General features: G+C 71.8%; 16 protein-coding genes and 1 pseudogene. 11 read left to right on the top strand and 6 right to left on the bottom strand.

The features are described from left to right. Positions 1–26 precede the first annotated feature (26 nt). Complete coding sequence (locus ACIBCU_RS13850) at positions 27–1,499, top strand: AlkA N-terminal domain-containing protein (RefSeq protein ID WP_399231406.1); 1,473 nt, start codon at positions 27–29, stop codon at positions 1,497–1,499. Positions 1,500–1,507: 8 nt separating this feature from the next. Next, on the top strand, positions 1,508–2,026 hold the full coding sequence (locus ACIBCU_RS13845) for a methylated-DNA--[protein]-cysteine S-methyltransferase (RefSeq protein WP_399231404.1): 519 nt from the start codon (positions 1,508–1,510) through the stop codon (positions 2,024–2,026). Between the two features lie 87 nt (positions 2,027–2,113). Here the strand turns inward: ACIBCU_RS13845 and ACIBCU_RS13840 are convergent, their stop codons facing one another. After that, complete coding sequence (locus ACIBCU_RS13840; RefSeq protein ID WP_362932250.1) at positions 2,114–2,698, bottom strand: TMEM165/GDT1 family protein; 585 nt, start codon at positions 2,696–2,698, stop codon at positions 2,114–2,116. 316 nt (positions 2,699–3,014) lie between these two features. Between ACIBCU_RS13840 and ACIBCU_RS13835 the strand changes: the two genes are divergently transcribed. Beyond that, positions 3,015–3,416, top strand: coding sequence for a (2Fe-2S) ferredoxin domain-containing protein (locus ACIBCU_RS13835; protein ID WP_399231402.1), 402 nt, complete (start codon positions 3,015–3,017; stop codon positions 3,414–3,416). Positions 3,417–3,426: 10 nt separating this feature from the next. Here the strand turns inward: ACIBCU_RS13835 and ACIBCU_RS13830 are convergent. The 3 genes and pseudogenes from ACIBCU_RS13830 to ACIBCU_RS13820 all read right to left on the bottom strand — a co-directional run. Then, positions 3,427–3,919 (bottom strand): annotated as a pseudogene (locus ACIBCU_RS13830) (LysR substrate-binding domain-containing protein); the annotation flags it as partial. 175 nt (positions 3,920–4,094) lie between these two features. After that, a complete protein-coding gene (locus ACIBCU_RS13825; RefSeq protein WP_399231400.1) occupies positions 4,095–4,829 on the bottom strand; it encodes an SIR2 family NAD-dependent protein deacylase in 735 nt (244 codons plus the stop codon). Between the two features lie 58 nt (positions 4,830–4,887). Beyond that, positions 4,888–5,892, bottom strand: coding sequence for a YafY family protein (locus tag ACIBCU_RS13820; RefSeq protein WP_362932326.1), 1,005 nt, complete (start codon positions 5,890–5,892; stop codon positions 4,888–4,890). A gap of 62 nt (positions 5,893–5,954) precedes the next feature. Here ACIBCU_RS13820 and ACIBCU_RS13815 point away from each other — a divergent pair, with 62 nt between their 5' ends. The 3 genes from ACIBCU_RS13815 to ACIBCU_RS13805 all read left to right on the top strand — a co-directional run bounded on the left by ACIBCU_RS13815 (position 5,955) and on the right by ACIBCU_RS13805 (position 8,244). Beyond that, entirely contained in the window at positions 5,955–6,542 is a 588-nt protein-coding gene (locus tag ACIBCU_RS13815; protein ID WP_399231398.1) for a DinB family protein, read from the top strand. Next, positions 6,539–7,000, top strand: a complete 462-nt coding sequence (locus tag ACIBCU_RS13810; RefSeq protein WP_362932258.1) for a VOC family protein — start codon at positions 6,539–6,541, stop codon at positions 6,998–7,000. The genes ACIBCU_RS13815 and ACIBCU_RS13810 overlap by 4 nt, the downstream gene beginning before the upstream one ends. 128 nt (positions 7,001–7,128) lie before the next feature. Continuing rightward, a complete protein-coding gene (locus ACIBCU_RS13805; protein WP_362932260.1) occupies positions 7,129–8,244 on the top strand; it encodes a glycerate kinase in 1,116 nt (371 codons plus the stop codon). Positions 8,245–8,284: 40 nt separating this feature from the next. Here ACIBCU_RS13805 and ACIBCU_RS13800 read toward each other — a convergent pair whose 3' ends face one another. Beyond that, positions 8,285–9,037: a helix-turn-helix domain-containing protein gene (locus ACIBCU_RS13800; RefSeq protein WP_362932262.1), complete on the bottom strand. Its 753-nt coding sequence runs from the start codon at positions 9,035–9,037 to the stop codon at positions 8,285–8,287. A 183-nt stretch (positions 9,038–9,220) separates the two neighbouring features. Here ACIBCU_RS13800 and ACIBCU_RS13795 point away from each other — a divergent pair, with 183 nt between their 5' ends. From ACIBCU_RS13795 to ACIBCU_RS13775, 5 genes are read left to right on the top strand one after another with little or no spacing between them, the layout of a single operon-like run. Further along, positions 9,221–10,018 carry an ABC transporter ATP-binding protein gene (locus ACIBCU_RS13795; RefSeq protein ID WP_362932264.1) on the top strand — a complete coding sequence of 266 codons (798 nt, stop codon included), beginning with the start codon at positions 9,221–9,223 and terminating at the stop codon, positions 10,016–10,018. After that, positions 10,006–10,791 carry an ABC transporter ATP-binding protein gene (locus tag ACIBCU_RS13790; RefSeq protein ID WP_362932266.1) on the top strand — a complete coding sequence of 262 codons (786 nt, stop codon included), beginning with the start codon at positions 10,006–10,008 and terminating at the stop codon, positions 10,789–10,791. The genes ACIBCU_RS13795 and ACIBCU_RS13790 overlap by 13 nt, the downstream gene beginning before the upstream one ends. After that, on the top strand, positions 10,788–11,678 hold the full coding sequence (locus ACIBCU_RS13785; RefSeq protein ID WP_362932268.1) for a branched-chain amino acid ABC transporter permease: 891 nt from the start codon (positions 10,788–10,790) through the stop codon (positions 11,676–11,678). The genes ACIBCU_RS13790 and ACIBCU_RS13785 overlap by 4 nt, the downstream gene beginning before the upstream one ends. Next, on the top strand, positions 11,671–12,783 hold the full coding sequence (locus ACIBCU_RS13780; protein ID WP_399231394.1) for a branched-chain amino acid ABC transporter permease: 1,113 nt from the start codon (positions 11,671–11,673) through the stop codon (positions 12,781–12,783). Before ACIBCU_RS13785 ends, ACIBCU_RS13780 begins: the two co-directional genes overlap by 8 nt. Further along, positions 12,780–14,033: an ABC transporter substrate-binding protein gene (locus ACIBCU_RS13775; RefSeq protein ID WP_399231392.1), complete on the top strand. Its 1,254-nt coding sequence runs from the start codon at positions 12,780–12,782 to the stop codon at positions 14,031–14,033. Before ACIBCU_RS13780 ends, ACIBCU_RS13775 begins: the two co-directional genes overlap by 4 nt. 58 nt (positions 14,034–14,091) lie before the next feature. On the opposite strand, the gene ACIBCU_RS13770 is transcribed toward ACIBCU_RS13775, so the two are convergent. Next, positions 14,092–16,437, bottom strand: a complete 2,346-nt coding sequence (locus ACIBCU_RS13770) for a discoidin domain-containing protein (protein ID WP_362932274.1) — start codon at positions 16,435–16,437, stop codon at positions 14,092–14,094. Positions 16,438–16,656 lie beyond the last annotated feature (219 nt).

The raw sequence follows: 16,656 nt of genomic DNA, 5'->3' as shown, positions 1-16,656 counted from the left end.
GCCTCTCCGTGCCCGATGCTTGGACCATGCACACCGACACCGAGCGCTGCGTGAGGGCCGTCCAGTCGAAGGACGCCCGCTTCGACGGCTGGTTCTTCACGGCGGTCCTGACCACCCGGATCTACTGCCGGCCCAGCTGCCCGGTGGTGGCACCGAAGGCCCGGAACATGACCTTCTATCCCAGCGCCGCCGCGTGCCAGCAGGCCGGGTTCCGCGCCTGCAAGAGGTGCCGGCCCGACACCAGCCCCGGCTCCCCGGAGTGGAACGCCCGCGCCGACTCCGTCGCCCGGGCCATGCGGCTCATCCAGGACGGCGTCGTCGACCGGGAAGGCGTACAGGGACTCGCCGCCCGGCTCGGATACTCCGCCCGGCAGGTCGAGCGCCAGCTCCTCGCCGAGCTCGGTGCGGGCCCGCTCGCGCTGGCGAGGTCCCAGCGCGCCCAGACCGCCCGCGTCCTCATCGAGACGACCGGACTCCCCATGGCCGAGGTCGCGTTCGCGGCCGGGTTCGCATCGATCCGTACGTTCAACGACACCGTGCGGGAGGTCTTCGCGCTCGCCCCGGGCGAACTGCGCACCCGGGCGGAACGCGGGGCCCGTAAGCCCGTGGCCCCGGGGGTCATAGCTCTCCGGCTCCCGTACCGCGCCCCGCTCAACCCGAGCAACCTCTTCGGGCACCTCGCCGCCACCGCCGTCCCGGGCGTCGAGGAATGGCGCGACGGCGCCTACCGCCGCACCCTCACCCTGCCGCACGGGCACGGCATCGTGGCGCTGTCCCCGCAGCCCGGCCACATCGACTGCCGGCTCTCCCTCACCGACCCCCGCGATCTCACCCAGGCCATCAGCCGCTGCCGCAGACTCCTCGACCTCGACGCCGACCCGGTCGCCGTGGACGGCCAGCTGCGCTCGGATCCGCTGCTCGCCCCGCTGGTCGACGCGGCCCCGGGGCGCCGGGTGCCGCGCACGGTCGACGCGGCGGAGTTCGCCGTACGCGCGGTGCTCGGCCAGCAGGTCTCCACGGCCGCCGCCCGCACCCACGCGGCCCGTCTGGTCCGCGCCCACGGGATCCCGGTGGAGGACCCCGAAGGCGGCCTGACCCATCTCTTCCCGACCCCCGAGGCGCTGTCCGGGCTCGACCCCGAGGCGCTCGCCCTGCCGCGCAGCCGCCGCGCGACGCTCACCACCCTGGTGGCCGCCCTCGCCGACGGGTCCCTGGACCTGGGGGAGGGGACCGACTGGGAGAGGGCCCGCGCGGAACTGGCCGCGCTGCCGGGCTTCGGCCCCTGGACGGTCGAGGTCATCGCCATGCGCGCCCTCGGGGACCCGGACGCCTTCCTCCCCACCGACCTCGGGATCCGCAGGGCGGCCGGACAACTCGGACTCCCGGCCACCCCCGCCGCCCTCACCGCGTCCGCCACGCGGTGGCGCCCCTGGCGGGCGTACGCGGTGCAGTATCTGTGGACCGTCGACGACCACCCCGTCAACCACCTGCCCAGCTGAGGACGACCATGACCACCACACCCACGGCGACCAGGCAGCACACGGTCGTCGACAGCCCGTACGGGGCGCTCACCCTGGTCGCGACCGACGGCGTGCTGTCCGGTCTCTACATGACCGGGCAGCGGCACCGCCCGCCCGAGGAGACCTTCGGCGTACCCGACGCGCGGCCCTTCGGCGAGACCGTCCGCCAGCTGCACGCCTACTTCGCGGGCGAGCTGAAGGAGTTCGACCTCCCGCTGCGCCTGCACGGCACCGACTTCCAGCGCGGCGTCTGGTCCGAGCTCGTACGCATCCCGTACGGCGAGACCCGCTCCTACGGGGAACTGGCCGACCGCCTCGGCAGGCCAGGAGCATCCCGCGCGGTGGGCCTCGCCAACGGCAGGAATCCGGTCGGGATCATCGTGCCCTGCCACCGCGTCATCGGAGCCTCGGGGAGCCTGACGGGGTACGGCGGCGGGCTGGACCGCAAGCAGCGACTGCTCGACTTCGAGCGGGGGAGTGAGTGCGAGGTGCCGGCCCTGTTCTGACCGGGGCGACGGCCGGGGCGGTCGGGGCGGGCCGCCCGGGCCGGAACAGGGCCCAGGGCGCCGGCCCCGGGGGGCCGGCGGCGCCGCTCAGGCCGTGAAGATCTCGACGACCGACCAGATGGCCAGACCGAGCATGCACAGCCCGCCGATGCGCTGCACCGTCTTCAGCGGCACCCGCTTGGCGATGAACCGCCCGGCCAGCAGCGCCAGCGCCGACACCGACATCAGGGCGACAGCCGCCCCGACGGCCGTGGACCAGGTGCCGTTGCTCGCGGCCAGGTTCGCGGTGGTGATCTGGGTCAGGTCGCCCCACTCGCTGATGAACACCGCCATGAAGGCGGTCGAATAGACCGGCCAGAAGCCGGTGACGGTCTTGATCTCGCCGTCCTCGTCGTCGTCACCGCCACCACTGCGCAGCAGCATGAACGCGCCGAAGGCGAAGAGGGCGGCCGAGACCAACTTGACGATCCAGTCGGGCAGCAGGCCGATCAGACCGCCCGCCCCGACCGCGATGGCGACGTGCACGATGAACGCGGACGACGTACCGAACCAGACGTAGAGCGGACGCATTCGCGTGCCCATGGCCAGCGAGGCGAACATCGTCTTGTCGGGGAGCTCCGCGAGGAAGATCAGCCCGAAGGCGGTGAGGATCGCCAGGGGGTCGAGAGACATTCCGGGTGGCCTTCTGTGAGAGCCGGGCTCCGGGACTTCCGCGAAGCGCCGCTCGGGCTTTTCGGAGGACCACTCGGCCCGGCATGACGGCAACGCCCGCAGGGCGCGGACGTGTCATACCTGACCGAAGGTCTCGCCCGCCCGTGGAAATCCACGAACCCGGCCACCGGGAACCCGGAGGCTCCAGTGTGTCGACGACCGGTTTGCAGGGCTACTCCCCTTCGCAGCCGTCAACACTACCTCACCGGACCCGTGGGGGAGCGGCTCGGTAGAGTCCTACGGTGATCAGCCACGCAGCCCCTGGGAGCGCACCCGCATGAGCCGCCGACCGCACAAGGCCGCCGGGACCGGCCCGTCCCGGCCCACGGTGAGCGTCTGCCGGGGCTGCTGCTGCGGCACCGAGAAGATCCCGGGAGTGGACCACGCCGGGCAGCTCGCGCAACTGCGGCAGTCCGCGGGCGCGGCCGCGACGGTGCGCGCGGTGGAATGCCTGGACGCCTGCGAGCACGGCAACGTCATCGTCGTACAGCCCTCGGCCGAGGGGCGCCGAGCGGGCGGCCGACCGGTCTGGCTGGGTCTGGTCAACGATCCGCACGCCGTCGCCGACATCGCCGCCTGGGCGGCGGACGGCGGGCCCGGCCTCGCGGACGCCCCGGAGATCCTGGACCTGTACGCCTTCAGCCCTTCCCGCCGGATCCGGGCCGGGCTGGAGGACTGAGCGCCTGCCGGGCGGCCTCCGGCCCGGTCCCCCCGTCGGACACTCCCCTCCAGCGCGGCAGCGTCTCGTGTTCGAGGTCCCTCAGTCGCAGTCCGGTGCGCGAGGCGGTGGTCGCGGGGCAGGATCGCGACGCGCCCCTCGACGTGCAGCGTCTCGTGCGCCAGGCCCGTGAGGTCGTCGAAGGGCGTGTGGAGCAGTGCCACATCCGCCCGGCCGTCATGCAGGCGTTCGACCCGGTCGGTGGCCCCGCCGAACAGGATGTCCACCTGGCGCGCGTCGGGCTGAAGGGAGTACCGGGCGAGGGTGCCGGACAGCAGGCCGGCATGGCCGCCCGCCTTGATCACCAGGCGCGACTCGACGCGTCGAACCGCCTTCGACAGCGCCGGCTGGGCGATCGACAGACGCTGGGCGGCACGGCCGAAGTGCAGCTCCTCGGCGACCGCGACGGCAATGACCCCGTCCCGGACGCCGAGCTCGACCGATTCCTGAAAGACATCGAACAGCTGATGCGTGACTCCGGGACGATCCGGACCTTCGAGGCCGAGCGCCACATCCGCGTGCCCGCCGACGACCACAGTCCGGTGTTCGCCGCCACGGCCGTCGTCCAGTTCGGCTTCGCCGACCTCGACGCCTCTCCTGACCGGCCCGACGTCCACCGCCGGCCCTGCCGGCCCGCGGTCAGAGGGCGCCGCTCCCCGCGGAGAGCCGCTCCAGCAGCGCCGGCAGGGCCGTCCCGATCGGTTCGCGTACGGTCTCCTCGGCCAGGTCGTCGTACGGGGTCGGCTCGGCGTTCACCACGACGAGCCGGGCCCCGTGCTCCACCGCGATCCCCGCCAGCGAGGCCGCGGGCTGCACCTGGAGCGTCGTACCCACGGCGATGAACACCTGGCTGGCCTTGGTGATCGCCATGGCCTCCGCGAGCACCCGCGGATCCAGGCGCTCGCCGAACATCACCGTCGCCGGCTTCAGGATCCCGTCGCAGACCGTGCACGGCGGGTCCGCCTCGCCGGCCTCGACCCGGGCCAACGCGTCAGCCATGGCCGACCGGGCGTGGCACCGGGTGCAGACCACCTCGCGTGCCGTGCCGTGGAGTTCGACGACCTTGCGGGCGGACAGCCCTGCCCGCTGGTGCAGTCCGTCGATGTTCTGGGTGATCACCCGGACCGGGGTGCCCGACCGTTCGAGCGCGGCCACCGCGCGATGGGCGGTGTTCGGCTCGGCGCCCCACGACGCGCCGGCGCGACGCATCTGCCAGGAGCGGCGCCGGATCTCCGGATCGGACATGTAGAAGTCGTAGGTGACGAGCTTCTCCGCCTCCGGGTCCTTCCGCCAGAGGCCCTGCGGCCCGCGGTAGTCGGGGATGCCGGAGTCCGTGGAGATGCCGGCGCCGCTGAGGATCGCGACGAGAGTCATGGCCCGAGCCTACGGACGGCTCCCGGCACCCGCGACGGTATTTCCGCGGGGGCACGGTTCAGGGCTCCTCCGTGTCCGTCGCCACCATGGACTCCGTCGTGCCGGCCGACAGCAGTCTCTCCGCGAGTGCGTGACACCGTCCCGCCAGCTCCGGAGGGTCGAGTACCTCGAAACCGTGTCCCAGCAGGAGTACCCGCATGAGCACGAAGTCGAGGTCGTCGGCGCCGCACAGGACCTCGCAGCGCTCGTTCTCCCGCGGTCGCACGACGGCCGCCGAGGCGGGGATCTGCGCACGCACCGTGCCGGCCGGCGCGTGCACGAGGAAGCGTGCCTGATGGGCGTAGACCCGGCTCGCCACACCCTCCTGCACGTACGTCGCCGCGTCGGGCGCCGCGCGCGGGGTGAAGCGCCAGGTCCGCGCGGAGACCTCGGTCATCCGGTCGACGCGGAAGCTGCGCCAGTCGTCGCGGTCGAGGTCATAGGCGAGGAGATACCAGCGGCGGTCGGAGGCGACCAGCCGGTAGGGCTCGACCCGGCGCCGTCGCACCTCGCCGCTCCCGGAGGGATAGCCGAAGCCCGCCTCGACCTCGTCGCGGCAGGCTCCGGCCAGCGTCATCAGGGCCCCGGGGCCGACCGGCACCCGGCCTCCGTCGAAGAACTCCACCGAGCCGGAGAGCGCGCGCACTTCGTGCCGCAGCCGGGTGGGCAGCACCCGGTCGAGCTTGGTCAGCGCCCGGAGTGCTGCGTCCCCGGCGCCGGGGACCGCGCCACCCGCGCCGGCGAGCAGCGAGACGGCGGTGGCGATCGCCTCCTCGTCGTCGAGGAGCAGCGGAGGCAGGTCCTGCCCGGGGCCGAGCCGGTAACCGCCGCCGACACCCAGGCCCGCGTGCACCGGATAGCCGAGCCTGCGGAGCCGCTCGACATCGCGGCGCACCGTGCGCGGCGTGACCCCGAGCCGGTCCGCGAGTTCGGGGCCGGTCCAGACATGGCGCTGCTGGAGCAGCCCGAGCAGGGTGAGCACCCGCTCCGTCGTGCTCCGCTCGTCACCGCCCGCCACGCCCATATGGCTCACCCTGCCAGAGAAGGCGGACCGATCCTGTCCTCCAGGGGTGCCAGGGTGGTTCCATGGAAGCAGACGAAATGGACTGGAACCGGACGTTGTGCGAGCAGTGGGAGTACCACTGGAACCATCAGATCCGAGCCCGGCTGAAGGGCCTCACCGACGACGAGTACGTCTGGTCGCCGGTGCCGGACTCCTGGAGCGTGCGGCCGCGCTCCACCTCGACGGCACCCGTACAGGCCGGTGCCGGGGACTTCACGATCGACTTCGCCTTCCCGCAGCCCGTCCCGGAGCCCTTCACCACGATCGCCTGGCGGCTCGGCCATGTCATCGTCGGCGTCCTCGCCGCGCGGAACGCGGCACACTTCGGCGCGCCGGCGGCGTCGTACGAGAGCTGGGAGTACGCCGGGGACGCGGCCACCGCGCTCGACCAGCTCGAGACGCAGCTCGACGTCTGGCTGGCAGGGGTGCGGAGCCTCGGCGACGCCGGGCTCCGGGTGCCGGTCGGCGAGAAGGAGCCCTACCCCGAGGCGCCCATGGCCGACCTGGTGCTGCACATCCACCGTGAGCTGATCCACCACCTGTCCGAGGTCTGCCTGCTGCGCGACCTCTACCTCCACACGCATCACGCTACGAACGGAGCAACCCGATGAGCCGCCACTTCCAGGTCACCTTCGACGCCCACGACCCGCGGGCGCTGTCCTCCTTCTGGCGCGACGTACTGCGCTACGTCCACCCCGGCCCGCCCGGGGTCGACCTGCCGGAGGGCGCCGACCCCCTGGCCGCCTGGGACGACTTCCTCGCGCGGATCGGCGTACCGGAGGAGCAGCGCAACTCGAGATCGGCGATCGAGGACCCCGAGGGTCACGGCCCGCGCGTGTTCTTCCAGCAGGTCCCGGAGGACAAGACCGCCAAGAACCGTGTCCACCTCGACGTCCGCGCGGCCCCCGGACTCCAGGGAGAGGAGCGGATGGCGGCGCTGGAGGCCGAGTGCGAACGGCTCGTCGCGCTGGGAGCGACGCGGGTACGCCGCGACGAGCCCGCTCCTCCGATGGGCGCCGGCTTCATCGTGATGACCGACCCCGAGGGCAACGAGTTCTGCCTGGACTGACGGCGCCGCAGGGCCGGTCACGTGGTTTCGGACAGCCATGGGCAGATCAGGGGTGGTCCGGATAAGGTCGGGGCGGCGCGACTGCCTGTTCGAAAGCAAAGGGATACAAGGTGACGGACGGAGCAGTGATGGAGACCCCCCACGTGCTCGTGGCGGCGGACAAGTTCAAGGGCTCGCTGACGGCCGTGGAGGTCGCGGAGCGGGTGACGGCCGGGCTGCGGCGCGCCGTGCCCGGGGTGCGGGTCGAGACCCTGCCCGTCGCGGACGGCGGCGACGGCACGGTCGCGGCGGCGGTGGCCGCCGGATTCGAGCGCCGCGAGGCGCGGGTGACCGGACCGCTGGGGGACCAGGTCACGGGGGCGTACGCGGTGCGCGGCACCACCGCAGTGGTGGAGATGGCCGAGGCCTCGGGCCTCCAGCACCTCCCCGCGGGGGAGTTCGCCCCGCTCACGGCGACCACGTACGGCTCCGGGGAGCTGCTGGCGGCCGCGCTCGACGCGGGCGCCCGGACGATCGTGTTCGGCGTCGGCGGCAGCGCCACGACGGACGGCGGCGCGGGCATGCTCGCCGCGCTCGGAGCCCGCTTCCTGGACGGCGACGGCAAGCCCGTCGGCCCCGGGGGCGGGGCGCTCGCCGAGCTGGCCGAGGCCGACCTGTCGGGGCTCGACCCCCGGCTCGCGGACATCGACCTGATCCTGGCCAGCGACGTGGACAACCCGCTGACCGGCCCGAAGGGCGCCCCCGAGGTCTACGGGCGGCAGAAGGGCGCCACCGAGGACGACATCGCGGTCCTCGACGCGGCACTCGTCCACTACGCGTCGGTGCTGGGCCCCGAGACCGCCGAGCTTCCCGGAGCCGGCGCCGCCGGAGGCATCGGCTACGGCGCACTGGTCGCGCTGGGGGCGCGCTTCAGGCCCGGCATCGAGGTCATGCTCGACGTCCTGGGCTTCGCCCCCGCTCTGGCCCGCGCCACGCTCGTCGTCACCGGCGAGGGCTCGCTCGACGAGCAGACCCTGCACGGCAAGGCCCCGGCGGGCGTCGCCGCCGCGGCGCGTGCCGCGGGGGTGGATGCCGTCGCCGTATGCGGACGCCTCGCGCTGCCGCCGGACGCCCTGGGCAAGGCGGGCATACGCCGGGCCTACGCCCTGACGGACCTGGAACCGGACCCCGCCGTCTGCATGGCACAGGCCGGCCCCCTGCTGGAACGCGCGGCCGAGGCGATCGCCCGCGACTTCCTGTCCTGACGTGCCGTCATGGGGGGGTGCCGGGCGGCCGGTACCCCCCTCACGGCTGCGAAGCCGTCAGTGTGAACGCGTCCAGCGCCAGCATCATCTCGATCAGCTCACGCGGCCGTGACAACGACCGAGAGGTCAGCCGCTCCAGCCGCCGCAGGCGGTTGAGCACGGTGTTGCGGTGGCAGCACAGCCGGCCGGCCGCCCGCCCCGCCGACCCCCCACACTCCAGCCACGCCTCGAGCGTCCGCACCAGCAGTGCCCTGTCCGCCGGATCCAGCTCCAGCAGCGGGCCGAAGACATCCACGACCAGCCGGGCCGCCAGCTCCGGCCGGCTCACCACCAGCGCCGCGGGCAGCCGCTCCTCCAGCCGGACGATCTCCGCCGTGCCCGGTGGACAGGTCAGCAGCGCCACCTCCGCCAGCCGGCGCGCGGCCCCCAGCCCCGCCAGGCCGTCCGCCACCGGACCGATTCCGCCGGGGCCAGGGCACCCCACCAGCAGGGCGGTGAGCACCGTTGGATCCCTGTCACCCAGAGCGACGACGACGGTCTCGCGGTCTCCTCGTCCCCGCCGGAAGCACCGCAGCCCCTCCGCCTCCAACGCCACGCACACCGGCCCGCCCTCGCCCGCCCGCACCACCGCCACCGCGTAACGCCCGCGCTCCGGCAGACCGAGACCGCTCGCCGCGCGCGCCGCGAGGCCCGGCTCCGACCGGCCCTCCAGCAGTGCGTCGAGCAGTGCCCGGCCCTGCTCGTCACCGCGCCGCCGCATGTCTTCGCTCCGTTCCGCAGCCGAGCCGCTCATGGCTGGTGAGGATGCCACCGGCCGCACCGGGGAGGACCGCGCATCACCTCCCTCTGTGCACCCGCACAACCTGGCCGTTCGAAGACTGGTCACCCGCAGCGATTGCGCCCGGGACCGTGGACGCGCGCCCCGCCCGCTGCTGGTCTGTGGCACCACAACGACCAGTCGGAAGGAGGAGGACGCATGGCAACGCTCGAGATCCGCGAACTGTCCGTGGGCTACGGCCCGGTACGGGCACTGCGCGACGTCTCCGTCGACGTGCCGGCCGGCGCGATCACCGCTGTACTCGGTGGCAACGGCGCCGGCAAGACCACGCTGCTGCGGGCCGTGTCGCGGACCCTCGGCTTCCACCGCGGCACGGGCACGGGCACCATCCGCTTCGACGGCCGTCCCCTGGACGGGCTCCGCCCCGCCCAGGTGGTGGCGGCGGGAGTGATCCAGGTACCGGAAGGGCGGCAGGTGTTCGCCCGGATGACGGTGGCGGACAATCTGCGGGCGGGCGCACTCGGGGCACGCGGCGGGCGGAAAGCGGCGGCCACCGCCCTCCGGCGCGTGCACGAACTGTTCCCCGTGCTCGCCGAGCGCGCGCACCAGCGGGCGGGTCTGCTCTCCGGCGGTGAGCAGCAGATGCTGGCCATGGGCCGGGCGCTGATGGCCGCCCCCCGCCTGCTGCTGCTCGACGAGCCGTCCCTCGGGCTCGCCCCGCTGATGGCGGCCAGGATCGCCGAGACGATCCAGGAGATCAACTCGGGCGGCACCTCCGTCATGCTCGTCGAGCAGAACGCGGCCATCGCGCTACGGCTCGCCTCCACGGCGTACGTCCTGGATGTCGGCGAGGTGGCGCTCGACGGCCCGGCCGACGAGCTCGCCGCCTCCGACGAGGTGCGCCGGCGCTATCTCGGTGTCGTCGACGAGACGGCCGCCGAGGACGCCGCCCAGGCGGAAGGCGTCACCCGCACCCTGAGCAGGTGGTCCGCGTGACGACCGCTCCGGCCCCTCTCGCCGTGCGCGACGTGACCGTGCGCTTCGCCGGGCTCACCGCCCTCGACGCGGTGTCCTTCACCGTCGAACCGGGCAGTGTGCACGCCGTCATCGGACCCAACGGCGCGGGAAAGTCCACCACGTTCAACGTGCTCTCCGGCGTCTACCGCGCCACCTCGGGCAGCGTGCACCTCGGTTCCACCGAACTCACCGGTCTCGCCCCGCACAGGATCGCCGACCTCGGCGTCGCCCGCACCTTCCAGAACCTGGCCCTGCCGCCGCACGCCACCGTCGCCGAAAGCCTCATGCTCGGCCGGCACCGGCTCACCCGCGCCGGGTTCATGGCCTCCGGACTGAGGCTGCCCTCCGCGACCCGTGAGGCCCACCGGCATCTCGAACGGGTGCGTGAGATAGCGGAGTTCATCGGACTGGACAAGGAACTCGACTTCCCCGCAGGTTCCCTCCCGTACGGGAAGCAGAAGCTCGTCGAGCTCGGCCGCGCCCTGTGCATGGAGCCCGAGGTCCTGCTCCTGGACGAGCCCATCGCGGGCATGACCGCCGACGAGCGCCGCCGCACCGCGGCCGTCGTCGCCGGTGTGCGCGACAGCCTCGGCATCTCGATCGTCATGGTCGAACACGACATGGGGGTGGTGATGCGGCTCGCGGACGCCGTGACCGTACTCGACTTCGGACGCAGGATCGCGGGTGGCACGCCCGCCGAGGTGCAGAACGACCCGGCCGTCGTGCAGGCCTACCTGGGGGCACAGGAATGACCACCTTCATCGAACTCCTCCTCGGCGGCCTCTCCATAGGGTCGGTCTACGCACTGATCGCCCTGGGCTTCGTCGTCATCTTCAAGGCGACCGAGGTCGTCAACTTCGCCCACGCCTCGCTGCTGCTGGCGGGCGGTTACGTCACCGCCGTGCTCCACGACGACATCGGCTTCTGGCCGGCCCTCGGCGTCGGCATCGCGGGCGCGGCGGTCGTCGGCTCGGCGGTCGAGTTCTTCGTCATGCGCCGCTACCGGGGGAGCGACCAGAGCGTCCTGGCCATCGTCACCATCGGCGTCGACATCATCCTCACCACCGAACTCACCCGGCGCATGGGGACGGACGTCATGTCACTGGGCGACCCGTGGGGCGACGACGTCGTCACCATCGGGGGCGTCACCCTCGCGGAGACCCGCATCGCGGCGTTCCTCGTCGCGGGGCTGCTCATCACGGTGTTCCTGCTCGCCTTCCGCTTCACCTCGTGGGGCGTCTCCATGCGGGCCGCCGCCGAGAACCCGCAGACCGCCGCGCTGATGGGCATCCGCCTCGGCCGGGTCTCCCTCTCCGCCTGGGCGGTCGCGGGAGCACTCGCCGCCGTCGCCGCGCTCTTCCTCACGGTGTTCCCGACCCCCGGCCTGGAACGGGCCACCTCACTCGCCGCCCTCAAGGCGTTCCCCGCCGCGATCCTCGGCGGCCTCGACTCGACGACCGGGGCGCTCGTCGGAGGCCTCGTCGTCGGAGTCACCGAGTCACTCGCCACGGGTTACCAGAGCGACCTCTCCTTCCTCGGACGCGGCATCGGTGACCTCGCGCCCTACCTGGTGATGGTGGTCGTCCTGCTCGTCCGGCCGGCGGGACTCTTCGGTACGAAGGAGCTGTCCCGTGTCTGAAGCCGTCAAGGACGTCACGGGGGCCGCACCCGCCGCCGGAGCGTCGTTCACCGACCGGCTGCGCCGGCCCGCCCCGTACCTCTGGCTCGCCTGCTCGGTGCCGCTCCTCCTGTTCCCGTTCTACCTGGACAGGTTCTGGCTCCAGGCCGGACTGTTCGCCATGGCCGCCGCGATCGGGGCGATCGGGCTCAACCTGCTCACCGGCTCCACCGGCCAGCTCTCCATGGGGCACGCCTTCTTCCTCGCCGTGGGCGCGTACGGCTACTGCATCCTGGGGGGTGAGGGCAGCACGGAGAACGGGCACGCCCTCACCGGCCTCGGCCTGCCCACCTGGCTCGCGGCCGTCCTCGCCGTGCTCCTGGCGGGTGCGGCCGGGGGGCTCTTCAGCCCCATCGCGGGACGGTTGAGCGGCGCCTACCTCGGTATCGCCACGCTCGCGCTCATCTTCATCGGCCAGCACGTGCTGTTCAACGCGGGCTCGCTCACCGGTGGCTTCAACGGCCGCCCGGTGCCGCCCCTCTCGCTCTTCGGGTTCACCTTCGACGACGCCGAAGTGGTCGTCGCCGCAGTGCCCTTCCAGTCGTCCGAGAAGCTCTGGTACCTGGGGCTGGCCGCCCTGCTGGCGAGCGGGCTCTTCGCCCGCGGGGTGCTGCGCGGCAGGCCCGGCCGGGCGCTCAACGCCATCCGGGACCACCGGATCGCGGCCGGCGTGATGGGGGTGCCGGTCGCCCGGTACCGGGCGGGCGTCTTCGTCCTGTCCTCGATGTACGCGGGCCTCGCGGGCGTCCTGCTCGCGCTGGTCTTCCAGCGGACCGTGCCCGAGTACTTCGGCATGATCCTGTCCCTCGAATACCTCGCCGTGATCGTCATCGGCGGGCTGGGCAGCGTCGCGGGAGCCGTCATCGGCGCCGCGTTCGTGTCGCTGCTCCCGCAGGTGCTCACCCACTACAGCGACTCCCTCCCCCTGGTGTCCGCCCCTGGTACGGGCGGCATCGCACCGGGCGAGGCGTCCCGCTATCTGTACGGCGCCGCGGTCGTCGCGGTCGTCCTGTTCCTGCCCGGCGGCATTGCGCGTCTGAAGAATCCAGGGGAGAAGAAGAAATGAAGCTACGTGTTGTCGGAGCCGTTGTGGCGGCTCTCACCCTCACCCTCGCGGGATGCAGCGAGAAGGCGAAGTCGTCGGACGACGGCGCCGCTGACAAGAACGGTGTGAAGAGCGGGGAGGGCGTCACCGACTCGAAGATCACCCTCGGGGCCCTGACCGACATGACCGGGGTGTACGCCTCGCTGGGCAAGAGCGTCACCCAGGCCCAGCAGCTCTGGGTGAAGGAGACCAACAAGGCCGGCGGTATCTGCGGCCGGCAGATCGAACTGGCCGTCCGTGACCACGGATACGACCCGCAGAAGGCGATCGGCGCCTACACCGAGCTGGAGCCGGAGGTGCTGGGCTTCACCCAGTTCATCGGCTCCCCCTTCGTCGCCGCCGTCGAGTCGCGCATCGACGGCCAGGACAAGGGCATCGTCCTGCCCCAGGCCTGGTCCGCGAATCTGGTCGGATCCAAGTACGTCCGCGTCATCGGTGCCACGTACGACGTCGAGACCATCAACCTGATCGACTTCCTGCTCGACGAGAAGCGCATCGCCAAGGGCGACAAGATCGGTCACGTCTACTTCGAGGGCGACTACGGCGAGAACGCCCTGGCCGGTTCCAAGCACGCGGCCGAGGAAGCGGGTCTCACCGTCGTCGAGCAGAAGATCAAGCCGACGGACAACGACATGACCGCCCAGGTCTCCGCGCTGAAGCAGGCCGGCGTCAAGGCGGTCGTCATCAGCGCCGGACCGCGCCAGGCGGCCTCCCTGGTCGGCGTCGCCGCGGCCACCGGCTTCGACGTCCCCGTCGTCGGCAACAACTCGGCGTACGCCCCGCAGCTCCTGGCGACCCAGGCGGGCGCGGCCCTGCAGAAGGACTACTACATCGGCGCCTCGACCCTGCCCATCGGTGACGCGGCGGTGGGTCCGGCGAAGCTCGCCAAGGCGTACGCCGCCCAGTACCCCAAGGACGGCCTCGACAACGGCGTCATCGCCGGATACAACGCGGCGTCCGTGTTCGGCGAGGCGCTGAAGAAGGCCTGCGAGTCGAAGGACCTCACCCGTGAGGGCGTCGACAAGGCCCTGCTCACCATCAAGGACTTCGGCGCCGACTTCGGTATCTCGCACGACTTCAGCGACCCCGCCGCGCCGTCCACCCGGCAGTCCGTCGTCATGAAGCCGGACGCCAAGACGCCCGGAGGCCTCAAGGTGGTCCGCCCGGCCGAGGTGGCCCCGGCCGCCGAGTCCTTCACGCTCAAGCCCTGACCTCCCCGCACGGAGACGGGCCCGGCCGCGGAGGCCGGGCCCGTCGTCATGTGCGCGATCAGCTGGTGTAGGCCTCCAGCTCGGACAACTGGCCTGCGGGCCAGCCGGTGTTCGCGGTGAACGTCAGCCGCAGATAGCGGACCGGCGTCCCCGGCAGCGTCACCGTCGCCGTGTTGCCGCTCGACGGGTTGAACGTGAATCCCGCCGGCGCCTTCAGCGAGCTGTACGCGGAGTTGTCGGTGCTGCCCGTGACGCCGATCGTCTGCGTCCGTGTCGCCCAGGAGGCGGCCGGAGGCAGCTTCAGCACCAGCCGCCTGACCGCCTTCGCGGCACCGAGGTCCACGGTGACGGACTGCGGGAACGCGTTGTTGCGGCTCTCCCAGTAGCTGTCGGCGTTGCCGTCCACCGCGTTGCCGGCGCCGTACACGTCGGCGTGGCTCGTCTCGGTGATCGGGCGCCCCTGAGCGAGGTTGCCCGTCTCCTCGGGCGGGTCGGTCGGGTCCGTCGGGTCGGTGGGCCCGCCGCTCCCGGGGACGCCGCCGTTGGTCCACACCGGGGCCGGCCAGACACCGGTGCAGGCCGGCGGATTCGCGTACCAGCCCGAGTTCCCGGTGCCCTGGGTGATCTGGAAGCCGCTTCCGACACAGTTGTGGATCGGGTTGGACTGGGCGATGTGCGTGGCGACGACCTTGTTGAACGAGGCGGTGCCCGGAGCCTGGATCTGCAGGGCGTACGTGCCCGCGCCGTCGATCTTGATGTTGTCGAAGTGCAGCCCGTTGCTCGCGCCCTCGATCAGATGGATCGCGGCGTAGGAGCTGTCCAGGATCTCGCTGTCCGTGATGTTGACGGTGGCGCCGCTGATCGGCTCGTTGAGTCCGCTGAACCAGATCGCGCCGACGCCGAAGCGCCAGTTGAAGTCGTTGTTCCCGGTGCGGATCAGGGTGTTGCGGGCAGCGGTGTGCGTGCCCGAGACAGCCGTGCCCTGGCCGGAGTTGACGCCCGGATAGCGGTTGGCGATGTGCAGTCCGCCGCCGTTGGTGACGGTGTCCGACATGACGTTGTCGGAGATCGTGATGTCCTTGCCGCCGTAGGTGACGATGTTGTTGGCGAGGATCGGCAGGATCACCGTGTTGAACGTGAACGTGTTCTTCACGTTCGGGACGTTCTCCGCCCACATGGCCAGGCCGTCGTCCCCGGTGTTGCGGACGAACGTGTTGGTCACCGTGGAGTTCGTGACGCCGTAGTGGAAGTTCACCCCGTCGGCGGTCTGGTCCAGGATCCGGCTGTTCCTGATGGTGAAGTCGTCCATCGGGCCGTCCATCCAGGCACCGCACTTGGTGTGCTGCATCCAGACGTTGTCGACGACCGAGTGGGACATGGCCCCGCCGATGGCGTTGACCTGGTCGTTGTCCACCCGCTCACGGATGTCGCCGATGATGGCGAAGTCCTTGAGCGTGACGTTGCTGCTGCCGCCCTGCGCCGAGTATTTCCCGTAGACCCCGACCGCCTTGCTGCGATCCGTGGGGTGACGTCCCGTCAGCACGCTGTACCAGGGACCGGCGCCGCGCAGGGTCACCTTGTCGACGACGATGTGGTCCTGGACCTTGAAGGTGCCCTGCGGGATGTACACCTCCCTGCCCTGCGTCCGGCCGGCGTCCACTGCGGCCTGGATCTTCGCGGTGGAGTCGGCCGCCCCCGTCGGGTCCGCGCCGAAGTCGCTCACCACGTCCAGCGCCCCGGACGGCTTGCCGACGGGGGCGCCCACCTGCTCGAAGTCCGCCAGGTCGATGGTGAACGACGGTGAGGCGGAGGTCGAGGTGACCTGGAGCCTGACCTTCGTGCCGGCGGCCAGGGTGGACCCGAACATGGTCCGGGTCTCGTCGTAGAAGTGGTGCGGGTTGGTGTCGCCCGGGTTGTTGTTGAAGGGATAACCCCCGTAGTACCAGCCGTACTTCGACGTCACGGGCACGCTCTTGAGCGAGGCGCCGCCGACCCGCAGGTCGAGGGAGGCGTCCCGGCCCGTCCCGGCCGCGTCGTCCGGCAGCGAGTAGCGGAACGTCATGGCGTTCGCGGGGGCGGAGAGCGTGAACTCGACGTACTCACCTGCGGCGTCGAGGGTCACCGCCTGCCGGCCGGACGCCTCGGAGGGCAGGGCGCCGTAGAGGCGGTCGGGGCCGATCAGGGTGCCGTTGGTGGCGGCGTACTCGGCTTCCTGTTCCTTGAAAGGGACGGTGGCGCCCCGGCCGGATATGCCGACCGGGGAGGGCGCGGGGACCGCGGCGGCCTGAGCGGCCGGAGCGCCGGCCATGACCACCGCCGCCGCGGTGCCGACGGCGGTGAGGGCCAGGGAGAGGCAGGCGGACACGGAGCGTCTGAACAGACGGTGTCTGGGTGGTGGGGTCACGTGTGGGTCGTCCTTGCGGCTCGTGGGGGCACTTCGGACGCCCCACAGGCTAGGAGCATCGATGCAAGGAAGTCCACGCTGCTGCGCAAAAATATGTCTCCCGAGCTCAAATTCATGACTCCACGCCGTGAAAACCGACCTCCCCGATCCGGTGGTCAACTGTCCACGCGATCCGGCAGTCCATGAATAATTCCTTCTGGTAGGTTTTTTTTGGGGATC

Source organism: Streptomyces sp. NPDC051064 (assembly GCF_044455985.1).
Taxonomy (GTDB): Bacteria; Actinomycetota; Actinomycetes; order Streptomycetales; family Streptomycetaceae; genus Streptomyces.
Note: the sequence above shows the minus strand (reverse complement) of the source record. Positions and strands in the feature narration are given on the sequence as shown.